We start from the raw sequence: 21,725 nt of genomic DNA, 5'->3' as shown, positions 1-21,725 counted from the left end.
AAGAGAAAAAGCGGCCAAGCTGGAAGGTGAACTTATCGCCTGGAAAAGTATTAAGCCGGAATTAAAAAAAATTATCGAGATCAAACCAAAGAAAGAACCCTTGGCAAAAAGCCAGAAAGAAAGCCAATTCAAACAAACCGAACAGCCAGAGTAAATAATTAATAAACCGTTACTCGCCGGCCGAAAGGTTTACCTGGTCAGTAACGGTTTATTTTAATAATTACGTTCACGAAATGAATAAGCGAATATTTTCGAGTTAATGCCAAAACGGACCCGATCGAACCTAACCGCCCGCCCTCTTTAGTATTTTTTCATGTACCCAACCGTTGTTAGTGAGTATAACTGCTTCCATTTTTTTTACGGGCGTTGTCAAAGATTCAACATCACTTTTAAGGGAATCAATTGCAGAGATTATTTCTGGTGATTTTGCCCATTCAGGAAGATCATAAACTTCATATGTGTAATTTACTGATGAAACTTTTTGCCCAAATAGATCGGCAGGTTCGGTAAATTGAGTAATCTCTTTAATTCTGGCCTTGCCAAAACAAAAACCACCAACGGATTTTCCGCCTAAGGTTTTTTCTATATCTGGTTTGTAGTATTTTCTACCCTCATCCGTTAAATCAAATAATGGGGCGGGAACCGTTTTTTTTACTCTACTAAAATAATCGGATATTTCTCGACTCCCTTCTTTTTTCGATACTATGCCCGCTTTCGCCAGGGCTTGTAATTTTTCCTTGATTCTATTGAGATCAAAATCACCTATCGTTGTAGGTAATTCCGTATACAAATAACATTTTGGATAAGCTGTATCGAGATAAGCCTGAATCGAGACTTTAAAGTTGTCTTCATTAGCGGCTTTCGGATCAGAGCATCCAACAATAGCAACAGCAACTGCAAAAATAGTGCTTCTTAATAGCATAGTTTCTTCTCTTGGTTAATAAATTGATTAATGATTCAGAATACTTAACTTAACGAATTACGAGACCTAGCGCGTAGTATAATTCAAAAAAGAATAATGTTATCTTACTGATGGAGTAGATAAACAATTATTTTCGCGGACGAGAAAATGATTATTTGGTCATGACTAAATTTCTCAGCAAGAAATTAGTTTCGATTCTGTAGATAAACTCAAAAGATAAACTCGAATTTTAGCCGCTAAAACTTCCCAGCCTGGCTAAGAAATTTTGTCCCAATACTCTGATAATGAAAAATATGAAATCTCAAATTAAACATCATCTAAATCTCCTTCTTAATGAGTTGGATCAAAATCAAAGTTATAACGATGAAAATCCACTTTTAACAACCGAAGCAGCTGGAATTGGACAATTTATAAAAAAAATCGCGCTTGAAATTAAAGATTACGAATTAGTTGGTATGGCGGAAGCTATCTGCCAAAAAGTCCAGAAAATAGATGATGAAAATTTATCGATATATGAAGAATATCAAGACTCACTGATACAAGAGATCTGGAATTCTAAAACTTGGTTTAGCGCAACAGACATAGGTAGCCAATTAAATCCTCAATGGACTGCAATCAAGACCAACAAACTTCTAGAAAAATTGGGATTCCAACAACGTGAAAAAAAGGGATGGGTTATGACTGACAAAGCTATAGATTTATGTCAGCAAAGAGATGAGGAAAAAGGTGAGCGTCCATACATACAATGGAAACCTGCTATAGTAGAGAGACTTATTGCCGAGATAGAAAATAGCTGTCGATAAGCAATATTTTCGCGGGCGCGAAAACTATTATTTGGTCATGACCAAATTTCTCAGAAAAATGCTTAATCCCACGCCCTGAAACTTCGTCCTCGCGCTGGCGCACTCCGGGCGAAGTTTCAGGGCGTAGGATTGCATACACCACTAAACCTTTGTTATCTGCAAGATCAAAATAATTTCAGACTCGCTCTTATCTTCGGTATGAGAAAAGAACCAATCGGGGATAAAGGAAAATCCGGCATCTGTCTCGGTTGACTTGGTTTCGTTCAAGCCGCCCAATATGATGACATCACCGGTATTTGTTGAAACGTTCGTTGATATTTCCCGCTTTGTCAGTGTCGGCGAGTTATTAACGCCGGTATTTGTTTGCACAAAACTAGAAACTTGTTGATTGATTTTAAGATCAATCACCGATTCTCGAACAGACGGCGTTAAATCGAATAACACCCCAGCAGAACGATATTGAACAGATTGCACCGCCTGCCCTGCCCCCTGGGGAAACGATAAAGCACCCAAAATAGGTACATCCTGACCGATGGTAATGTGAGCCGTTGAGCCGGATAAAACCCGCAATGACGGCGAGGAAACGACCTTAAAACGGGTATCTGTCGAAAGCGCCTGCATGACGGCATCAACTGAAACACCGGCCACAGGGGAGCCTTTGTAATGCAAATAACTGTTCATAACGGTAGATGCAACGGGAGCGATAGGACCGCCAAAGCCGGTCATCAGAGCACCGGAAAGAAGCGAAGCGGCAAGCTGTATACCCGTTCCTTGTTGATTACCCGTGTTAACCTCGTAAAGCAAACCACGTACCAGCACCTCACCGCTTGACGTATCAACTTCGGCCAGCAGTTTCTTAAGTTTTTCAATTTCCTTATCTGTGCCGGAGAAAACAAGCGTATCGGACTTTCTATCAATCATTGCAGCAGCAGAACCAGGTGGAACCATACTGTTATCTTGTTTTGATGATTTCGAGGCGTGTACGGTTCTTGAAGCGGTAAATGAACCCTTAAGCAAAGGAGATAGCAAATCAGCCAAATATGAACCATCACGAAAACGAGGATGATAAACAAACGTTTCTTTCTCTACTTCTTTAACTTCCTGTTTAGTGCTAATCAGATCCACACCTGACACCGTTTTAATCTGGTAGCCCATCAAATCCAAAAAAGCCAGAAGGAAAGGCCGAACGCTACCGGTTTCAGAGTTCCAGCGGAATGAAGCGGGGCGAGTGTCGGCAATTATGGCCGGATCAAGCACGTATTGAGTTTTCACCACTTCGGTAAATATCACGCGCACAATCTCGGATACCGGCACAGAATCAAGCTCAAAAGAAGCGCTTCCTGGAAGTGTCTTTTTGTATTCAGCACCATAAACAGAGAAAGCCAAAAAAAACGCCATCACGAGAATAAAGAATTTCATTTTTTTACCGCCATGGAAGAACCAGAAAAAGACGTTACCTTGCTGCCGTCCACATCCCCAACCGAAGCAAGGCCGGAATTATGAAAAACAGAAGGTGACTCAAAACGAACTCGGCCAGAGGAACCCATAACAACCGAATAGGTTATATTAGGCAGCTTTAGTTGCCCGGCATAACGCCAATTTTCAGAAAAGGCAGGAGCGGCGGAAACCGACACAGGATTGGCCGCAGCAAATAGAGTTGTGTCAGAAACAGGAGAGGAACCTTTAGCGCCAGTCCCTTTTGTATCAGATACTTTAGTATCGGCAACAACGGCCACCGGCGTAGGATGAAAAAAGCGCCAAACATTACGAAACGAGAAGAAACCGACCACAAAAAGCACGACGATTCCCAACCATAGTCTCGGATTATTAAATATGTTTTGGCGGCTATCAACATTGACCGTCTTGCCATCAGCGCCGCCCTTAAAACTGCTATAAAGCGGGAAAACATTTTTATCATAACGACGAACCCAAGAACCAATCAACGCCCCCTTGACCATCTTGGAACCTTCCCACATGATCACACTGTAAGTGTTACCCATGCCCAGGGAAACTTTCTTGTGCGTACGAAAAGAGAAAGCGACAACCGCTTTTATCGACCGGTGCAGCGTTCCCATATCCTGAATCATCATGACCAAATCGCAAGCAATACCGGTATCCGGATGAGTGAAATGACCATGCTCAAGAAAGAAAGATTTATGATTCTTTAGAATCTTGTTATCAGACCCCCAAAAACGCCACGCTTCATCGATACAAACTAAATCCCCTGGTTGAACTATTGTGTCCGTATGTTCGCCCCTATGGTCATCAAAATAAGGGAAAAAATCAGCCTTAAAAACATCCTCATTGACAACATGAAAAACATGGCCGAGTTTATCAATATCGATTTTGCGCTTCTCTGCGACATATTCCCTAACCAAATCATTCGAGATTCCATCTACGTTAGTCACAACGCGACGACCCAACGCGATAGCCTCAACAATCACTTCTGAAACAACCTCGTAACTTTTACCGGAACGCATAAGACCGGTGTAAACATTAATTGGCATTGAACCCCCTTCCCTATCCAATCACCGGAATGCGCCTAATAATGAACCGAGTGACAAAAGCCGCTAAACCCGTTGAAAATCCCATTGAGAAATTAAAAAGATCGAGAAAATACCAAACACCCGCAGGAATACCGGCAAAAACGCCATTCAAAGACGATGCAGTAGGAAGCAATCCAGATCCAACCAAAACTTGAATAAACTCTGTGGTAATGAAAAAAAGACCAAAAAACAGCACAAATTTAACGATAATCGACCGGAAAACAAACCCAAGTACAACATTAAACGCAGACGCTAAAATTCCAAACATAAAGCCACCTTAAGCCCTTAAAACAATGAAAAGACCTACCATTGTCCAAACCAAAGCCATCACAGCATAAAGCGTATCGCGAACAGCGGAAGTATCAAGCAAATCACAATGACCGGACAAAGTAAGCGTTTTACCCCAAACAACCGCCGAAGGCTTGGGACACGTTGAAGCATGAGATGGCACAACAAAAGTTTTAAGATCAGGCATTAAATTCAACAATGGTGAAAGTATCTGTTGAGCAGTTGGCGTCGATTCTAAAACAGGCGCAACAATAGCGGGATCAGGCCCCAAATCAACAACAGAAGAACCGGAACCAACAGTAGTAACAGCAGGATCAGGATTAATGTTAATAGAAATAACAGAACCCGGAGCACCAACAGGGCTTAAAGAATCCTGAACAGTGGGGTAAATATCACCATTTGGATTATTTTGAGTGCTATAAGACTGCGCCACATCCCAGGAAGAAACAGGATCATACATTGAATAAGGAACCCCAGTATATCCAGGTTTAGCGGCGGCTTGTTGCCACGCCTTATTTGCAAGATCGGCAACAATTTGAGGATTCAAAGGAGAAGAGCCTATGCCGTCATTAATGGAAAAAGTACCATTTGCCAAGTCCTGAGGCGTACCCGTTTTAGTCTCGGTAACTGTAACCGTAGGAGGCGGTAAACACTGAAAAGATAAGGTGCTCCATGAAGATCCGGCAGGACAAGTACCCGGCAACTTAGCAGCCGTTGCAGACTGATGTCGAACCATACCGGTACAACTCGGTTTAACATCATTAGGGTAAATATCGGTACGACAATCAATCATATCGTAGGTATATAAAACACTGGTAGTGACCTGTTTAGAAGTAGCATTATAAGAATAACTGGTCAAACCAACATTAACATTAACCATGATTTGTGTATAAGTCGGCATTGGCAAACTATTAAACCAATTAACATATTCCTGAACCGTAGCATAACCAGTTGGAGAACCAAAATACCAAAGGCTATCTGTAGAAACCAAGCCGCGCGGTGCTGTATCTGGATTAGGATTAGTTACTGTTGTTGTGTAATTAAACGTCGGAACGCCGGAACCAGCACTAACATTCATGTTAGGATTGTTTGAACCTGTCGCCACGGGTTGCGGCAAATTCGGCATTGCATAATCCATAGCCAATTGCAAACCAGCACCAACGGCAAAACCAGCCGCTAACGTCAACCAGACAGGAGCACCAACCGCCCCAAGAAGCGCAGAACCGCCCGCACCAGCCGCAGCCGTAGCAACATCAGAAAGACTAACGGAAGCAGCGGACAACGTCGGAACAAAACGAGGATCATTAGCAGCAAAACCTTGGTTTTTCATCTTTGTTAAAAGAGTTTTGCCTACAGCTACAGCCAATTTACTTGCAGTGGCAGCGCTAGCATAAGACTGAACCGGAAAAACAACAGAATAAAAAATAAAAGAAAACAAAAAAAGCAAACGAAAAAGCTTATTCAACTTCATAATTTACAACCTCCCGAAAGCCAGAAAAGAAAAAAGGGAAATTAAATTAGAAGAATAAAACCAATAAAAAACAGCATTCAAAAGAAACAAGGTAATTAAATACTTGCAAGAAAAATAAACAAATGGATGACTATAAAACCAAAAACGCATGTAATGAAAATTAAGCATAAACAACCCCTTACTTTAAACCCTCAACAACCGCCCAGGCCGATACCAAGCCCCAAACAAACATGAATAAATACCAAAGATCATTGACCGTCATAACAGAATCTCACAGAGTCTCTAAACCAAAATAACGCCTAAAGCCACTAGCAAACTAACTAATTCTTAAAGACAAAAAAAAGGGAAGCGTCGTAATAACGGCTTCCCTTACTAACACTAAAAGTAAATTACTTGGAACGTAACATTGCCAAACCTAGACCGGCGCCTTTAATGGCAACATAAACAACCGCCAACATACCAGCGATAGACAAAACAGCGGTCGTAACGGTTCCAAAATCAACCGCTGAGGTAAGACCTGACAAATCAGGTCCAGCAGCATAGGCACTTGTAATTGAAAGCAAAGAAGCAACAAGAAGAGCAATAAAAATTTTGAACATAAAAATTTCCTAACAAATAACCCGGAAAACGCCGGGACGCTTTTTCTTCAGGTACGACCCCGAATAAAGTCAAAAACCTCCGGCAAAGCCGGAGGCTTGAAAATGTGAACCGCTCAAAGCGGGTTAACTTATGTGCCACCTAAAGGTGGCGGGTGCTTTAAAATAAGTCGAACTGCTCTATTCGCTTGTCCTCTTCTTCTTGATGCTTGATGTAATTGCGCACAGTTTCCTCGTCTCTACCCACTGTTGAAACGAAATACCCTCTTGCCCAGAAACTTTGACCGTAAGCGTCCGCTTTGTATTATTCGGCACAAGGTAAGCGAGAAAGAGAAGATCAGGAACTTTTGAAAGAATCTAACAGAATTAATCAGGAACGATTAAACGTTGAACGTGAACAGCTTCAAGAAATGCGAGAACAGAAAGAGGAAAACCAATAGACGAAAATAAAAAACCCGTCACTGGGATGGGTTATCTGTTTATTAATTTGTCGATTTGTTTTCTTTTATCCACGCTTCAACCTTATCAATCGCCTTTTCTTCTGCCTCTTCCCTAGTCCATCCCCACGATTCAGTAAATTTTATATCTAATTTAATTCGTTTTCCGTTGTTTATTTCATAAATATAATCAAGTTTACCGGCATATTTGTTATGCTTAATCGGCGGAATTATTTCCCTTGTCTCGATTTCGTAATCAAATTCTTTCATTTTTTCCCCGATTCTGACTTAGGAATCTTGTTAAATTCTTTAAAAAAAGCATTAATTAAATTTCTTAACAACACATCATTTTTACTAAATAAATCCCCTGCACCAATACCTTTACCTATAGTTTCTAATGCTCCAAACATTGCCACTTTGACGAGATCATCTATAAGAACCATGTCATCATTAGGATTGATATTAACAAGATCTATCTCTTCCCAACTTTCAAGGCAGTTTGTATGTGCAACTAATTCTGTAAAGTCTTTATAAACCTCGTCGATAGTCCCCTTTTCAAGGTCAACAATCATATACTGATTACCTTTTTTTTTAAGCTTCTTATTGCCTTCAAGTAGAGCGCGTTTAATACGCGCCTCAACGGCCCGCTGTGCCACTTTCAATTTCATTTTATCGCCTTAAATAAAAACCCGCCCAATGAAGGGCGGTCGTTAATGCTTGATTAAGCCGCCTGTTCCAGATATGCGCCAAGGAAGTTAATGTGTCCTAAAATTTCAGTTTTAAGTTTTACCAAATTCGGTTCAGTTCCATTTCTCTTTGATAAGTGCCTGTGATTGTCTGTGTAATCTTTGATCAATTGAAGGACGGTATCAAAACCTTCATCCGGTATATCGGAGTAATTCAACTTAACTTCTTCAAACAAACTAATCACGACCTTTCTATATTCCACTTCCAAAGCCTCATCATTTGAAAATAAAAATTGTGCCAAATCGTCAGTATTGGCACTAAAGGCTTTTAGGACTGACATTCTATTAAAAATCTCTATCCCTTCTTCGTCATGTTCTGGTGGGCAAAATTTAACCGCATATTCAACCGCGTAATCATCTAGCTGCTTTAAAACTTCGTTACTTAAAATTTTAGTCATGTTGTCACCCTGTGGCTGAGAAGAATATTTTCTCTTCCGACCCGGCCCCGTTTTGAGGTCGCCACCGAAAGAGTGGGTGCATTAAAACATGATTTTGTGTTTTTGTATTATTTTGTTTTTATATTTCTGTGTAAATGACAATTTATAAACTAGGCCGATAAAAACTCAATCCATAATCAAATTTTTCGATAGTGATTTGTTTTTCCAAAATGTTGTCAGCAATATCTCGCGTCCAATACCCTTTTGCTACTGTGGAAATTTTGCCGAAACCATCAACCGTTTCTGTTTCGTGACGTGTAATAGAAAAAACTCCAGCTATCTTTTCCATCCCATGCGTAACGAACGTATGACGGAACGAATGAAAACCGCTTAGCCTTGCGCCTTCTGCATCATCCTTAAGCCCAATTTCATCAAGATACCGTGCAAACCACTTTGTAACATTTGCAGATGCTTTGCCGTTTCGTTGCTTCCATTCAGGAAATATGATCTTGTGATTGCCCCGCTTGATCATTGCCACGTAATTAAGGAAACCCAGTTCAAGTAATTTTGAATGAATGGGAACAATACGCTTTGATGATTTTGTTTTGATGGATTTATCAACACCGCCTGAAGTTTCGCCTTCATCTGTAAAATGAAAATAATAAATGCCGGTTTCCGCATCCTGCACAATATCGCTGAATGGGTTCAATTGGCAAAGTTCATTAATACGACATCCGGTAAATAGACCAACCAGGGGCAACCAGCAATAATGTGCAGTTTCTGAACTGGCGGCGTATTTCTTCATTTTTGGATGGCCGAACAGTTTTTGTAACTCCTCAAACTTCATAGCACGTTGCTTATTGATACCACCGGCACGGATGCCGCGATATATCGCGCCTTTTACGCTTAAGTCTGGGAACCCTTGATCTTTGTAATGAACCACGGCCCACTGAATAAAGACGCTGATACAAGCCCTGTGTGTTCCGGTGAATGTCTTTTCAGCAATACAAGGCCCGTCATTTGCAATAATGATTTGCTTGATACTCATGCCGGTAAATTTTTTAGAATCACGCCTGACTGGTAACTTTTGAACCTCATCGAAAAAATTATTCAGATCAGCTTGAAGAATTTGATTAATAGATTTGTCACCCACCAATTCAACCAAGATTGCCAGAGTGCCAGTTAACTTTCCGAGCATAGATTTATTTTCGGGATCGTATCGCCTTAAAAAATCATCGATAACGACAGACAGCAACGGCGCTGTCGATTTGAAATGAGTTGTGACTGATACATCATGTAAAAGATGCATCTTTGTATTGAGATGAAAATTTGGCTGAGTTAGTTGGTTATCTGACTTTCCGCTTTTTAAATCTTGACCGGGGAGTCGCTATTTTTGCGAAAGCTTTTATGGGCCTCCCAGCCCAACAAGCGGCAAAAATTACGCGACCGCTAATGCCTGCGGCTGCCCCAGCCGTCCTGGTCACTCGATCGCTACCCAACAAGGGGTAGCTCACATGCTCTCCAATGACTCGACGCGATTTCGGAAAGCCTGCATTTTCACTTCGCAAGCTGCGTGAAAACACATGCACTATCGCTTCTGGGGACTACTCGACTCCTGTCTCGCAGCGATAGATGATTTGTAATGCGCGGCAAGTTGTAAAGCAAGCGGGATTGCTTCAGCTTGTTTTTCTGTTTTTAGACTTTGAACAATTTCCCGGACTTTGAGTAATTCTTGATACTCGGCGGGGATACGAAGACGAAAATAAAATATATTTTTGCGTCTAACAAGATAGGGTATTTTCGCCATATTGGCGGCCTCATGTGTAGCATATTTGTGTAACAAATGCTGCTTTACTGAGGTTTTTTAAAGAATTAAGTTATTAAAAACAATAACTTAGCCTAAATGGCGGAGAGTGAGGGATTCGAACCCTCGATGGGCGATAAAACCCATACTCCCTTAGCAGGGGAGCGCCTTCAGCCTCTCGGCCAACTCTCCAAATAGACGGTTTATCTCTTTAAGCTACAGCCTTGTGCCTAGAGATAATGTTAAGAGGGGGAGCCTCTCAAAAACAAACATAATTCCATTTCGCTAACGATGTTAAGGCGTAAACGCTAAACTATTTCAAAATATTTTATGAAATACCTTACACCTATTTATACTAAGCTCACATCCGTTAGCGGTTGAGTGCCTATGACACTCAAAAATTCCTGTACGATTTTACTCTTCAGATCCAGTCAAGCCTGCCGGCCCATTCTGTTCTTTTTTGATCCTTTCGTAGATCTCTTCCCTATGCACAGAAACTTCTTTTGGTGCGTTAACACCTATGCGAACCTGATTTCCTTTAACTCCGAGAACAGTGACTGTAACTTCATCACCTATCATCAAAGTCTCCCCTACCCGACGAGTCAAGATAAGCATGGCTACTCCCTATATATGTTAAAAACGAACTGTTCTTAAACAGCATCCAACCAAGACGCGCAATTATAGCAGCTTTTTCTAATAAATAAAGTCTAAGATTCTATTTCTTGATCTAATTTAAATGCGGCGTGCAATGCCCTCACTGCAAGCTCTAGATATTTTTCATCAACCACGACCGATATTTTAATCTCGGATGTTGAAATCATCCTAATATTAATACCTTCATCAGCCAACACTTTAAACATAGTGCTCGCGATACCTGCGTGAGAGCGCATACCTACACCTACAATCGACACTTTCACGATGCTGTCATCACCAGTGACGTTCCGGGCTCCCAGTTCAACACAGGTCTTATCCAGCAAGGTTTTCGCCCGCTGGTAATCATTGCGATGCACAGTAAAGGTAAAATCAGTGGTCGCATCATCGGCAATATTCTGGATGATCATATCAATTTCGATATTGGCATCGGCAATCGGTCCCAAAATTTTAAACGCGACACCAGGCAAGTCAGGCACACCGGTTATGGTCAATTTAGCCTCATCCCGATTAAATGCGATTCCTGAAATTAAAGCACTTTCCACTTGTGATTCCTCGTAGGTAATGAGCGTACCCTTACCTTCTTTAAATGATGATAATACGCGTAATGCAACGTTATATTTTCCGGCAAATTCTACCGATCTAATCTGCAATACTTTCGAACCCAAGCTGGCCATTTCCAGCATTTCTTCAAAAGTGATTTTATCAAGTCTGCGAGCTTTCGGCTCGACTCTGGGATCGGTGGTGTAAACACCGTCGACATCGGTATAAATATGGCACTCGTCGGCCTTTAACGCTGCCGCCAGCGCCACCGCCGTGGTATCAGACCCACCGCGTCCCAGTGTAGTGATATTGCCGTTCTCATCGACCCCCTGAAAACCTGCAACCACAACCACCTTGCCTTCGTTAAGATGAGTCCGAATGCGCGCATCATCGATCTTGCGTATCCGAGCTTTTGTGTGGCTGCTGTCGGTCAGGATTTTGACTTGGCTGCCGGTATAAGAACAGGCATCACAACCCAGCTCATGCAAAGCCATGCTTAGCAGTGAAACAGTGACCTGCTCGCCGGTTGACAACAACACATCCATTTCCCGCTCATTAGGATGTTGCTGCATGTCTTTCGCCAATGCAACCAAACGATTGGTTTCGCCGCTCATCGCCGAAACCACGACGACTATTTGATCCCCCTTGTCATGGGCTTGCTTAACCTTCTCGGCGACCGCTTTAATGCGCTCAACATTTCCTACCGAGGTGCCGCCAAATTTGTATACGTATAATGCCATTTAATAAAACCTTGGTATTGCCAGAAGTTAATAAACTTCGTTATGACTGCCTATATCTACTAAGACAATCGTTTCATCTTGTATTAAAAAAATACAAATAATCCGATAATCATGAGTTAGGCTGCATGAATAAAATTCTTTCAATTCACCTTTTAGTTTATGCGTTTTTAATGACGGATCGAACGGATTGGTTTTGAGCTTAGTTAATACTTCTGCATATTTATCAATTAAATGAACATGTTTCTTAAAAAACTTCCGTTCTTTACGTTGATAATTTTCATCCTTAATTAATTTCATTTTTTAGGCTTTCAATGTGTGCGTCTACATCATCGATTTCGCTAAATCCTGAAAAGTCACCTTGTGTTATTTTTTCCAAGGCACTCAAACACATAGCCTTATCAATTTCAAGATCCTTTTCTTGAGGGGATTGTTTCGAAGTTTCGCTACTAAGCCCGAGCCTAAAATAATGAATAAGATCGTAAAGCTCTATCAGTTTGGCTTCGGGAATATTTTTCAATTCATTAATAATATCGTCTTGAATCATAATGCAACCCCCATGAAATCAATATAAATACGGTAACCCAACAACATCAATTTATACTCGTTAGACATCTTCAATCTCAAGCGATACACCCTCTGAACGCTGGAACTTTCGATTAACTAGCCTACCGCCACTAATAATTACATTCCCCCCAAGACGACCATCTACGCAGAATCGATCACAAACAGAAATACCGATTGAACTCTCATATTCAACAATAAGGAATTTTTCGACTGCGTTAGAAGAGCCGACTGTCCACAGAAAGCTTAGTGGAATAGATTGACTTGGCGAGAAGATTAAATTTCTCTCATCTCTTTTATTATTATCTTCCCAATAGACATCAACATTAAATGCAGGTACTCGGCTAATATTAGTGATATTTGTTGTAAATTTAAACTGTATATTACTACCAAAGGAAGAAGCGTCAACTTCAATATTAAATAAAGGAAAGACATTATTCTGTATCGCCTCAACTAGACGCTCCGGAAGAATCCGCTTTTCAAAATGCTTAGTAATTGACGCTTTCAGATCAATAGAGCTGGTGAATGTAGAGTACCCGTTTGAAGTTATAGAACTAACTTGAAGTTCCCCATGTTTATCCAATAACTCAAATAGACCTATATTCTTCACTCCAGTAACCCATGAGAGCTTTACAGAATTCGTTCGGCCATTGCGTTTCCAAATTGCAAAATCAGCTTCAAGACGGTCACGAACGTAAACTCGAATGGGTATCTTCTTCTCTATCGCACGTCGGTATTCAAGATGCGTGGCGGAAACTTTATCATAGCCGCATTTTTCCAGCGTAGGACCATAACGCTGATCCAGAATTAAAAGGAATTCATCGCATGACTCTACATTAACAAGACATGTTTCGATTGAATTAACATCATGTTGAACACGAAAATCGGAAAGCTTGTCGTCCGACAAAACCGGAGTGATGCCGATAGCTCTCAACTGTTCCGCAAGTTCGGCACGAATGTCGATTAAATCATATACAGTCGAGCTTATGAACACACGCATAGTAGTAAGCTTGTTTACTTAGCCAACTGCTCTTTCACCCAAACAGGAACCTGAGCCAATGCATCAGCCAATGCGGACGGATCATTACCGCCGGCCTGAGCCATATCAGGTCTGCCACCCCCTTTCCCACCGACTTGAGTGGCGACAAGATTCACCAGATCACCGGCTTTTATTCGTCCCATTTGATCTTTAGTCACACCGGCAATCAAACTGACCTTATCGCCCTCGACGACCGCCAAAACAATCGCAGCGCTACCTAACTTATTTTTCAACTGATCGACCATGTCTTTCAGAGACTTAGGATCAACACCTTCCAGCTTGACTGCCAATACTTTGATTCCTTCTATATCGACAGCCTGAGTACCCAGTTCGTTACCCGCAGAACTGGCCAATTTTGCATTCAAGCGTTCCAGTTGTTTTTCCAACAGCCGGTTTTTCTCGATCAGCTGTTCGACTTTTTCAGGCGCTTTTTCAGGTGCGCTTTTGACCAATCCGGCAATAGCGGCAAGCGCCTGATCGCGACCGGCTATAAAATCAAAACAACCGCTACCGGTTACCGCTTCGATACGCCGAACACCGGCTGCCACGCCGGTTTCGTTAATAATCTTAAAGCAACCTATATCCCCTGCCCGCTCAACATGCGTACCGCCGCAAAGTTCGGTTGAAAACTCGCCGATTTTTAAAACCCTGACTTCATCGCCGTATTTTTCTCCGAACAAAGCCATTGCCCCTGCTTTAACCGCATCATCCTTTGCCATGATTTGCGCGCTAACAGGATTATTTGCCCGAATCTGTTCGTTAACGATTCGCTCAACGGTATTAATTTCAGAAGCCGTCACCGGTTCAAAATGAGAAAAGTCAAAGCGCAACCGTTCAGGATTAACCAGCGAACCTTTCTGTGCAACATGGTCGCCCAAAACCTGCCTTAATGCGGCATGCAACAAATGTGTCGCCGAATGATTAAGCTCGGTTGCCTTTCTGTCTGCTGCGCTGACACGGGCGTCGCACAACTGACCGTTAGTCAGAGTTCCTTTGATCAATTTACCTTTATGTAAAAAAAGGTTGCCGCCCTGCTTTTGAGTATCGGTGACTTCAAATACCGCGCCATCCGCTTCGATTTTGCCGCAATCGCCGATCTGGCCGCCGGACTCGGCATAAAACGGCGTTTTATCTAAAATGACAACGCCTTCATCGCCATCCTGCAAGCCGCCTACCGGCTGGCCTTTTTTGTAAAGGCCGATGATATGCACCTGATCGTCAAGCTGGCCGTAACCGGTAAATTCGGTCTGTGCATCGAGTTTTATATCCTGATCGTAGTCGGCGCCAAAGCTGCTCGCAGACCGTGCCCTGTCGCGCTGGGCCGACATCGCCGTTTCAAATCCGGCATGATCAACAGTCAAATTATTTTCACGGGCAAAATCAGCGGTCAAGTCAACCGGGAAACCATAGGTATCGTAAAGTTGGAAGACAGTATCGCCAGGGATAACAGTACCTTCCATCTTGGCGACGCAAGCTTCCAGAATCTTCATGCCTTGCTCTAAGGTTTCGGCAAAACGCTCCTCTTCTTTTTTCAGTATGCGTTCAACTTGGGCTTGAGCTGCTTTAAGCTCAGGAAAAGCATCGCCCATTTCCTCAACCAATGGCGCAACCAGCTTATAAAAGAATACATCGCGGATACCCAGACGATAACCATGCCGAATCGCGCGGCGAATAATACGGCGCACGACATAACCGCGGCCTTCATTAGACGGCATCACGCCATCCGCCACCAGGAAAGCGCAAGAGCGGATATGATCGGCAATTACGCGCAATGAACTTTGCGTCAAGTCGTTGGTACCGGCAAGCTCGGCCGCCGCTTTCAACAGTTTTTGGAACAAATCGATTTCGTAATTGCTATGCACGCCTTGCAACACCGCCGCAATACGCTCCAGCCCCATGCCTGTATCGACCGAAGGCTTTGGCAACGGCGTTAACGAGCCGTCAGCGGCACGATCATATTGCATGAACACCAAATTCCAGATTTCGATATACCGATCGCCATCTTCATCCGGTGACCCCGGCGGCCCACCGGCAATAGCCTCACCATGGTCATAGAATATCTCGGTACAAGGTCCGCAAGGCCCTACGTCACCCATCGACCAAAAATTATCTTTAGCGCCGATTCTTGAAAACCGCTCAGCAGAAATACCGACATCGTCCAGCCAGATTTTTTCAGCTTCCGAATCTTCGTCAAAAACAGTAACCCATAATTTTTCCGCCGGAATTTCCAATTCCTTGGTTAAAAAATCCCAAGCGTAATGTATCGCTTCTTTTTTGAAATAATCTCCAAAGCTAAAATTACCCAGCATTTCAAAAAAAGTATGATGCCTAGCGGTATAGCCGACATTTTCCAAGTCATTATGCTTGCCGCCTGCCCGTACACAACGCTGACTGGTTGCAGCCTTATTGTAATCGCGCTGATCCCGTCCTAAAAACACATCCTTGAACTGCACCATACCGGCATTGGTGAACAACAAGGTCGGATCATCGCCCGGAATCAGCGAACTTGAAGGCTGCACGGAATGCCCGCGTTCGCGGAAGAATTCCAGAAAAGCGGTGCGCAACTGGGCGCTTGTCATCTTTTTCATAATAAATAAATGTCTTAAAAAAATCGGGTTGCGCTAGGCCTACCCACAACTTAGAGAAATCTTATATTCAACTCATCAAATAACGCACTGATCATTGCGCCGGAAAATCCGCGGTGCAACAAAAACCGGCTGCGTTTTGCCCACTCATTGCGATCCAGAACAGTGTCATCGGTATATTTTTTGCTGTAAACCTGTTCCATCAGCCCCATCCAGCTACCGGCCTCTTCCTTTACGATGCCTTCAAGATCAAACGCCGCTATGCCGTTTTGCAAAAGCTCATAGCCGACACGAATCGGCCCGTAGCCCTTCCGGATACGAAACCGGGCATAGCTTTCCGCGTACCTTAAATCGTCTTGCCAACCTTGCTCGGCCAGTTCGTCAATGACCGGCAACGCGTCATCCTTGTCAAAACCTCTTAAAGCCAATTTATCCAACAACTCTTTTTGACTATGTTCTCTTCGAGCCAGTAGCCGCAGGCAAATTCCCTGAATTTCCTTGGCGACTTCGCTCACAACAGATTACTGCTCATCAATATCTTTGCCTTCATCAGGAAAAACATTCGCCACGGATATACGCTTTAAATTCAACTTATATTGACTATAAACAAAACTAACTATTCGTCCTCATCAACAACCGAAGGCACATCAATCAAAGGAGCGACTTTCTTGCCGAAAGCCTCGGCTCTTATTTTCGCTTCAATTTCTTTCGCTTTTTCAGGATGCTCTCTTAAGAAAGCTTTTACATTATCCTTACCTTGACCGATTTTCTCATCGCCGTAACTGTACCAGGAGCCCGATTTCTGAATAAAACCATAACTCACGCCCAAGTCAACCAGTTCGCCCATGAAAGAAATACCTTCTCCGTATAAAATCTCAAACTCAGCCTGTCTAAAAGGTGGCGCAACTTTATTCTTGACGACTTTCACCCGGGTTTCATTACCGATAACTTCTTCGCCCTTTTTAATGGAGCCGATACGCCGAATATCCAACCGTACCGAAGCATAAAACTTAAGCGCATTGCCACCGGTTGTGGTTTCGGGACTGCCGAACATGACGCCGATTTTCATCCTGATTTGATTGATAAAAATAACCAACGTATTGGAACGCTTGATGTTACCGGTCAACTTCCGCAAAGCCTGGGACATCAAACGCGCCTGCAAACCCATATGGGAATCGCCCATATCGCCTTCAATCTCGGCTTTAGGTGTTAACGCAGCAACCGAATCGACAACAACCACATCAACTGCCCCGGAACGCACCAGCATATCGGTAATTTCCAATGCCTGCTCGCCGGTATCCGGCTGGGAAACCAGCAAATCATCGACATTAACGCCGATCTTTTCGGCATAACTCGGATCTAAAGCATGCTCAGCATCGACAAATGCCGCAGTGCCACCGAGCTTTTGCATTTCGGCAATCACTTGCAGCGTCAATGTCGTTTTTCCGGATGATTCAGGGCCATAAATTTCAACGACACGACCACGAGGCAAACCGCCACAACCCAAAGCAATATCCAAACCCAAAGAACCCGTCGAAACCACATCGATGTCACGCGAAGCGGCTACATCACCCATGCGCATCACAGAGCCTTTGCCGAATTGCTTTTCTATCTGCATCAGCGCCGCGCCTAGCGCTTTCTTTTTATTCTCATCCATTATGTAGTCCTCTGTTTGCCCTGCGGCTATGTCGGTTAAAAAGAAATATCGCCAAAATCAAATCGTTTATTATCACATACACGCAGGGGTTCGGATAGTGTTGATTTACCGGAAAGAGTCAAGATAGACAGCTATGTAGCACGAATATGCTGCTTATGGACGGCATTCTTTATATTTTAAATTTCGGGTTTGCCAGCCGTCGTTTTATCGTCGAATTCCGGTTTTTTATAATACATCCCTGCAAACGTTGGCTAGGCTAACTATTTCAATAATCCATCGTTCACTGTATTCTATATAGTAACTGATCATCGTTCCTATGCCCTGCCCAGACAGCTCTGGCTGGAACATCTACTACACTATTCCCACGGTTCCCACGGGAGCCGTACCTTAAACTAAAAGTTGGAATCTAATAAATAATGACTAGCGAATCGCTCCGACCTTCCTGGAAAAGTTATCTTGAGTTATGCAAACCCAAAGTGGTCGCCTTGATCGTTTTTACAGCTATTGCGGGAATGCTATTAGCCGTGCCAGGAATGCCGCCTATTGGCCTGTTTATTTACAGCAGCCTGGGCATTGCCTTGGCGGCCGCCTCGGCCGCCGCGATTAACCATTATATTGATCGTGAAGCCGATGCGCTGATGGATCGCAACAAGAACCGTCCTTTGCCCAAAGGCGAATTAAGCTCGACCAATGTCATCATTTTTGCAGCCGTATTGGGCGTTATCTCGATGGCATTGCTGATTGTCCTGGTCAACGCCCTGACTGCATTATTGACATTCTTATCAGCGCTGGGTTATGCGATTATCTATACCGTCTACCTTAAAAGAATGACCCCGCAAAATATCGTTATTGCGGGCGCATTTGGGGCCACTCCGCCAATGCTGGGTTGGTGTGCGATGACCGGCGAACTGCATCCTTACTCACTGTTGCTGTTTTTAATTATATTCGCATGGACGCCACCGCATTTCTGGCCTCTGTCTATCGCCAAACGTAAAGAATTCGCCAAAGTCGGCATACCGATGTTGCCGGTCACTCACGGCGTGGAACACACCCGGCTGCATATTCTGCTGTATTCCCTGCTGCTGTTTATCGTTACGCTGCTGCCCTACCTGACCGGCATGAGCGGACTGATTTATTTATTTGCCGTAGTGCCACTGGGTCTTGGTTTTATTTATTTCGCCATTTTGATGATGCGCCTGAAAGACGACAAAACCGCGATGCGAACCTTCTTTTATTCACTGATGTACTTGACCGGCGTGTTTATCGCCTTGTTAGTCGACCATTATTATAAATTTACCTTATGACATTCACTCATCACGAACAAACACCGTACCCCGAACATCCATTCGCGGAATTCGTCCGCATCCTGGGCAAAGGCAAAAAAGGCTCAAGACCGCTAACGCAGGAAGAAGCCTATCGGGCCATGAGCATGATCATGGCAGACCAAGTACAACCCATTCAGCTGGGCGCATTCCTTGTGTTGATGCGGGTCAAGGAAGAAAGCCCGGAGGAATTGGCCGGTTTCGCCCAAGCGGCCAGGGAATCATTCAATATTGCCGACAATACCGTAAAAGTCGACCTGGACTGGTCGTCTTATGCCGGAAAGCGTCGCCATTTGCCCTGGTTTTTACTGTCGGCTTTGCTGCTGGCCGAGAACGACATTACCGTCTTTATGCATGGCGCCAGCGGCCACACCGCAGGCAGGCTGTACACCGAAAACATGCTGGGCTATTTAGGCCTTAAATGCGCAAGCTCTATTAGCGACGCCAAACAGCAACTTGAGCAGCAGCATTTTAGTTATTTATCGCTGGAGCATTTTTGCCCCAAACTGCATGAAATTATAGAGCTGCGCCCGATACTCGGCTTGCGCTCACCGGTGCATACCTTGGTGCGTTTGTTGAATCCGTTTAATGCGGAATACAGTATTCAGGGCATCTTCCATCCCGGCTACCGCCCGGTGCATCAACAAGCCGCTGCTCTTTTAGACCAGCCGCACATGGCGGTATTAAAAGGCGAAGGCGGCGAGACCGAACGCAATCCAGATATGGAATGCCTGGTGCAAAGCGTGCATAACGGTGAACTGTCCGATGAAAACTGGCCTGCTTTATTTACCCACCGCCACGTAAAACCAGAGCTGCTTGAGCCGGAGCAACTGGCATTGATCTGGCAGGGAAAAGTGGAAGATGAGTTTGCGCAAGCCTCCATCATCGGAACGGCGGCGGTTGCGCTTAAGTTGTTGGGTAAGGCTGATACGCAGGAACAGGCACAGCAGTTGGCGACGGATTATTGGTTAGGTAGGGATAAGAAAAAATACTCTGGGGTTGCCGGCGTTTAATGGCACGTCGCTCACCAGACTTGTAAGTAACAATGACCTATCATATTGTTATTGACACCAACGTGATTATTGCAGCGATGCGCTCTAAACGAGGCGCATCGAATTTGCTATTACGATTATTGGGAACAGCCGATTGGCAGGCGCATATTTCTATCCCTCTGATACTTGAGTATGAAGAAGTTTGTCAGCGGCTATCTCCTTCTTTAGGCCTAAACCACGAACAAGTTAATGATTTTTTAGATTATTTTTGTACTGTTAGTCATCACCATAGGATATTTTATCTTTGGCGACCTTATCTTAAAGATGCCGATGACGATTTTTTGCTTGATTTAGCTGTTGAAGCGGGCGCTGATTTTATTATCACATTTAATAAAAAAGATTTTATTGGTATTGAAAAGTTCTCCATTCAAGCTTTAACCCCTAAAGAATTTTTACAAAAAACAGGTGATTTGCCATGACTCAATTAAGTATTACTATTCCCGATTCAATTTATAACAGTGTGCAGGCATTAGCCAATCAAGAGAATATATCAATTGACCAATTTGTAGCTTTAGCATTAGGCGAGAAGATGTCAGCCTTAATGACTGAAGACTATTTATTACAGCGCGCTAAACGCGGGCGGCGCGATAAGTTTTTAGCTGTATTAGATTCGGCTCCTGATGTTGATGCTATTGAAGACGATCGGATTGATCAGTAGAGGCTCTACGCAGTTGTTTGGCTTTTGTCTGATTAACAAGTCTACCAAAGAAACACATCCCCTACTGTAAAGTTAGACGCATATGAATATTCCAATTATTGCTGCTATTCTTACCGCAGTTGCCTCAGTTTTTGTAGCAGCTCTCACCTTTTGGCTTACAAAACACAAGGAAAGAGAAGCCGATGAACGAAAACAAAAACTTGAACACTATCGAGATTTAGTTAGTTCGTTTAGTGGCATCGTGGGTACTGACAGTACGCCAGAAGGTCAAAAACATTTTGCACGTGCATCTAACAATCTCAGCTTAATTGCTTCTCAAGAAGTACTAATTGCATTACAAGCGTTCCAGCATGAAATTCGCAAATCAAATCCTGAACCATCTGTTGAACGTCACGACATACTGTTAAAAAACCTAATGCTGGCTATCCGTAACGATTTAGGTCTGGCGAAAAAAGATGACCTTGAAAAATTAAGCTTTCATCTATGGTGTTCAGGTGCTGATGCCTAACTTATTTGTTTTATAGGCGTAGGACAGCACAGTCCTACGCACGGCGACATAAAAATTTTCAAATGGCGAAAAGGAGCATCAATTTATGAGAAAAATAACAGCAACAGATACTCTTGAACTATCAATCCCTGAAAGAATTCAATTGTCAGCGCGCCAGGATTTTTCGCGAAAGCTAAAATGGATCCGTCCGATTTTAGCAGCGAAAAATGACCTGGCCATTAATGCCTTCGGCGGCCCGCGTTCGTCCTCCGTCCGTCACGACGCACAACTTCGCGTTGCTACGCTGTGCGCCATGACTCCCGTAATGACTTTACGCCATGTCGGATGGCCTTACATTTTGACTGCGCTTCCGCTAACGCTACAACGGTAGTGGATTAAATCTGTAATTAGGCATGAATATCCAAGCCGAATTCGACCTT

Annotated in this window: 26 protein-coding genes, 1 tRNA gene and 1 pseudogene; 7 read left to right on the top strand and 21 right to left on the bottom strand. The window is 43.4% G+C overall.

The features are described from left to right. Positions 1-283: 283 nt before the first annotated feature. Positions 284-922: a hypothetical protein gene (locus V7051_RS22250; RefSeq protein WP_333877535.1), complete on the bottom strand. Its 639-nt coding sequence runs from the start codon at positions 920-922 to the stop codon at positions 284-286. Between the two features lie 293 nt (positions 923-1,215). Between V7051_RS22250 and V7051_RS22245 the strand changes: the two genes are divergently transcribed. Beyond that, positions 1,216-1,725 (top strand): hypothetical protein, encoded by a 510-nt coding sequence (locus tag V7051_RS22245; RefSeq protein WP_333877537.1) that lies wholly within the window; start codon positions 1,216-1,218, stop codon positions 1,723-1,725. Between the two features lie 141 nt (positions 1,726-1,866). Here V7051_RS22245 and V7051_RS22240 read toward each other — a convergent pair whose 3' ends face one another. From V7051_RS22240 to recA, 20 genes and pseudogenes are all read right to left on the bottom strand, one after another. Further along, positions 1,867-3,144, bottom strand: a complete 1,278-nt coding sequence (locus V7051_RS22240) for a type II secretion system protein GspD (protein ID WP_333877539.1) — start codon at positions 3,142-3,144, stop codon at positions 1,867-1,869. After that, positions 3,141-4,232, bottom strand: a complete 1,092-nt coding sequence (locus V7051_RS22235; RefSeq protein ID WP_333877541.1) for a zonular occludens toxin domain-containing protein — start codon at positions 4,230-4,232, stop codon at positions 3,141-3,143. Before V7051_RS22235 ends, V7051_RS22240 begins: the two co-directional genes overlap by 4 nt. Before the next feature lie 13 nt (positions 4,233-4,245). Beyond that, entirely contained in the window at positions 4,246-4,539 is a 294-nt protein-coding gene (locus V7051_RS22230) for a DUF2523 family protein (protein WP_333877543.1), read from the bottom strand. A 9-nt stretch (positions 4,540-4,548) separates the two neighbouring features. Then, positions 4,549-6,030 (bottom strand): hypothetical protein, encoded by a 1,482-nt coding sequence (locus V7051_RS22225; protein ID WP_333877545.1) that lies wholly within the window; start codon positions 6,028-6,030, stop codon positions 4,549-4,551. A 389-nt stretch (positions 6,031-6,419) separates the two neighbouring features. After that, a complete protein-coding gene (locus V7051_RS22220) occupies positions 6,420-6,629 on the bottom strand; it encodes a hypothetical protein (RefSeq protein WP_333877547.1) in 210 nt (69 codons plus the stop codon). Positions 6,630-6,786: 157 nt separating this feature from the next. Continuing rightward, positions 6,787-6,912, bottom strand: a pseudogene (locus V7051_RS22215) (transposase); the annotation flags it as partial. 196 nt (positions 6,913-7,108) lie between these two features. Then, positions 7,109-7,333 (bottom strand): hypothetical protein, encoded by a 225-nt coding sequence (locus tag V7051_RS22210; RefSeq protein WP_333877549.1) that lies wholly within the window; start codon positions 7,331-7,333, stop codon positions 7,109-7,111. Next, on the bottom strand, positions 7,330-7,731 hold the full coding sequence (locus tag V7051_RS22205) for a hypothetical protein (RefSeq protein WP_333877551.1): 402 nt from the start codon (positions 7,729-7,731) through the stop codon (positions 7,330-7,332). The genes V7051_RS22210 and V7051_RS22205 overlap by 4 nt, the downstream gene beginning before the upstream one ends. 53 nt (positions 7,732-7,784) lie before the next feature. Next, positions 7,785-8,207, bottom strand: coding sequence for a hypothetical protein (locus tag V7051_RS22200; RefSeq protein WP_333877552.1), 423 nt, complete (start codon positions 8,205-8,207; stop codon positions 7,785-7,787). Positions 8,208-8,349: 142 nt separating this feature from the next. Beyond that, the gene (locus V7051_RS22195) at positions 8,350-9,495 is read right to left on the bottom strand and encodes a site-specific integrase (protein ID WP_333877554.1); all 1,146 of its coding nucleotides are present in this window, start codon (positions 9,493-9,495) and stop codon (positions 8,350-8,352) included. Between the two features lie 279 nt (positions 9,496-9,774). Continuing rightward, the gene (locus tag V7051_RS24760; RefSeq protein WP_442919674.1) at positions 9,775-9,993 is read right to left on the bottom strand and encodes a DUF6538 domain-containing protein; all 219 of its coding nucleotides are present in this window, start codon (positions 9,991-9,993) and stop codon (positions 9,775-9,777) included. A 97-nt stretch (positions 9,994-10,090) separates the two neighbouring features. Continuing rightward, positions 10,091-10,182 (bottom strand) — tRNA-Ser (locus tag V7051_RS22190). A 222-nt stretch (positions 10,183-10,404) separates the two neighbouring features. Next, the gene (gene csrA / locus V7051_RS22185) at positions 10,405-10,605 is read right to left on the bottom strand and encodes a carbon storage regulator CsrA (RefSeq protein ID WP_006893378.1); all 201 of its coding nucleotides are present in this window, start codon (positions 10,603-10,605) and stop codon (positions 10,405-10,407) included. A gap of 92 nt (positions 10,606-10,697) precedes the next feature. Next, entirely contained in the window at positions 10,698-11,924 is a 1,227-nt protein-coding gene (locus V7051_RS22180) for an aspartate kinase (protein ID WP_333877562.1), read from the bottom strand. 27 nt (positions 11,925-11,951) lie between these two features. After that, a complete protein-coding gene (locus tag V7051_RS22175; protein ID WP_333877563.1) occupies positions 11,952-12,221 on the bottom strand; it encodes a type II toxin-antitoxin system RelE/ParE family toxin in 270 nt (89 codons plus the stop codon). Next, positions 12,208-12,468 carry a hypothetical protein gene (locus V7051_RS22170; protein WP_333877565.1) on the bottom strand — a complete coding sequence of 87 codons (261 nt, stop codon included), beginning with the start codon at positions 12,466-12,468 and terminating at the stop codon, positions 12,208-12,210. Before V7051_RS22170 ends, V7051_RS22175 begins: the two co-directional genes overlap by 14 nt. 60 nt (positions 12,469-12,528) lie before the next feature. Next, on the bottom strand, positions 12,529-13,485 hold the full coding sequence (locus V7051_RS22165) for a DUF4062 domain-containing protein (RefSeq protein ID WP_333877567.1): 957 nt from the start codon (positions 13,483-13,485) through the stop codon (positions 12,529-12,531). A 14-nt stretch (positions 13,486-13,499) separates the two neighbouring features. Further along, the gene (gene alaS, locus V7051_RS22160) at positions 13,500-16,112 is read right to left on the bottom strand and encodes an alanine--tRNA ligase (RefSeq protein WP_333877569.1); all 2,613 of its coding nucleotides are present in this window, start codon (positions 16,110-16,112) and stop codon (positions 13,500-13,502) included. 50 nt (positions 16,113-16,162) lie between these two features. Next, positions 16,163-16,624 (bottom strand): regulatory protein RecX, encoded by a 462-nt coding sequence (locus V7051_RS22155; RefSeq protein WP_333877571.1) that lies wholly within the window; start codon positions 16,622-16,624, stop codon positions 16,163-16,165. A gap of 101 nt (positions 16,625-16,725) precedes the next feature. After that, positions 16,726-17,766, bottom strand: coding sequence for a recombinase RecA (gene recA, locus V7051_RS22150; protein WP_333877573.1), 1,041 nt, complete (start codon positions 17,764-17,766; stop codon positions 16,726-16,728). Between the two features lie 413 nt (positions 17,767-18,179). Between recA and cyoE the strand changes: the two genes are divergently transcribed. The 6 genes from cyoE (at position 18,180) to V7051_RS22120 (ending at position 21,676) form a co-directional block, all read left to right on the top strand. Beyond that, positions 18,180-19,070, top strand: coding sequence for a heme o synthase (gene cyoE, locus V7051_RS22145; RefSeq protein WP_442919676.1), 891 nt, complete (start codon positions 18,180-18,182; stop codon positions 19,068-19,070). After that, a complete protein-coding gene (locus tag V7051_RS22140; protein ID WP_333877577.1) occupies positions 19,067-20,101 on the top strand; it encodes a glycosyl transferase family protein in 1,035 nt (344 codons plus the stop codon). The genes cyoE and V7051_RS22140 overlap by 4 nt, the downstream gene beginning before the upstream one ends. 32 nt (positions 20,102-20,133) lie before the next feature. Then, positions 20,134-20,559, top strand: coding sequence for a putative toxin-antitoxin system toxin component, PIN family (locus tag V7051_RS22135; RefSeq protein ID WP_333877578.1), 426 nt, complete (start codon positions 20,134-20,136; stop codon positions 20,557-20,559). Further along, a complete protein-coding gene (locus V7051_RS22130) occupies positions 20,556-20,798 on the top strand; it encodes a toxin-antitoxin system HicB family antitoxin (RefSeq protein WP_333877580.1) in 243 nt (80 codons plus the stop codon). The genes V7051_RS22135 and V7051_RS22130 overlap by 4 nt, the downstream gene beginning before the upstream one ends. An 82-nt stretch (positions 20,799-20,880) precedes the next feature. After that, on the top strand, positions 20,881-21,306 hold the full coding sequence (locus V7051_RS22125) for a hypothetical protein (RefSeq protein WP_333877581.1): 426 nt from the start codon (positions 20,881-20,883) through the stop codon (positions 21,304-21,306). Positions 21,307-21,391: 85 nt separating this feature from the next. Further along, entirely contained in the window at positions 21,392-21,676 is a 285-nt protein-coding gene (locus tag V7051_RS22120) for a hypothetical protein (protein WP_333877582.1), read from the top strand. Positions 21,677-21,725 lie beyond the last annotated feature (49 nt).

The organism is Methylobacter sp. (assembly GCF_036845245.1).
Taxonomy (GTDB): Bacteria; Pseudomonadota; Gammaproteobacteria; order Methylococcales; family Methylomonadaceae; genus Methylobacter_A.
This window is presented reverse-complemented; position numbering and strand designations above follow the sequence as displayed.